We start from the raw sequence: 803 nt of genomic DNA, 5'->3' as shown, positions 1-803 counted from the left end.
CGGCTCATGGGTCCAGATGGCCCGGCGAGGTGACCTGGCGGCGGGGGCGCGGAGGTGGGGCAGGAGGGCTGACGTGGGAGCGGGCATGAGGGTGGCTCCGGGCTTGGGCAAAGCTCCGCCGTCGCGAGCCCACGAGTGGTCCGCCCGGGGCGCTGCCGGATTTGAGGGTTGGCGGTCTGTCTCAGCCGCGGATTGCCCTACCGACCACCCGCGATATCTGATATGAGATACGAGTAAGTCATATGATTAATGCTCGTCAATACCTCATATGAGAAAAAGGCCCGCTTGATGCTGCACTGCGAATCGCCTAGCCGCCGGACGGTGGGCAGAAAGAGACGATGGGCTGAAGACATGTCGGCGCGGTTCCAGGAGGGAACCTTCGCGCGGATCGCGGCTGTCTTGGCGGAGGATGAGGACCGGACTGACTTCGTGAGGGCCGCGGTTGAGGCTGAGCTGGAGCGCCGCGAGGCTGCCCGCTCGAAGCCCGACCCAGCGCAGCACCCGAAGCCCGACGCCTAGCCCTCTCCGAGCCAGCGCCCACCGCTAGGCCCGGTCGGAATCGGCGCCCCTAGACCCAAGTTGCCAAGCCTTCAGCAGCGGATTCCCCAATCGAATCGACAGCTCGCCCGCCGAGAGGGTTAGGCCCTTGGCGGGCGAGGTGTCGCTTCGATTGGGGAATCCGCTGCTGCAGGCTTGGCAACTTGGGTCTAGGGGCGGCTATTCCGACCGGGCCTAGCGGTAGGCGCTGGCTCGGAGGAGGCTAGGCGGCGGGGCTCGGGCGCTGCGCTTTGTCGGGCATCGAG

1 protein-coding gene is annotated in these 803 nt (G+C 66.7%); it reads left to right on the top strand.

What is annotated here, in order from left to right; all coding sequences use genetic code 11:
• Window positions 1-249: 249 nt before the first annotated feature.
• Window positions 250-519, top strand: coding sequence for a YlcI/YnfO family protein (locus VQ02_RS37895; RefSeq protein WP_157080929.1), 270 nt, complete (start codon window positions 250-252; stop codon window positions 517-519).
• Window positions 520-803: the final 284 nt, after the last annotated feature.

The sequence above is a fragment of the Methylobacterium variabile genome, from assembly GCF_001043975.1.
Classification (GTDB): Bacteria; Pseudomonadota; Alphaproteobacteria; order Rhizobiales; family Beijerinckiaceae; genus Methylobacterium; species Methylobacterium variabile.
Note: the sequence above shows the minus strand (reverse complement) of the source record. Positions and strands in the feature narration are given on the sequence as shown.

Excerpts from the sequence above, each read along its gene's own strand:
- VQ02_RS37895 (WP_157080929.1), top strand. The coding sequence starts at position 250 with ATGCTCGTCAATACCTCATATGAGAAAAAGGCCCGCTTGATGCTGCAC.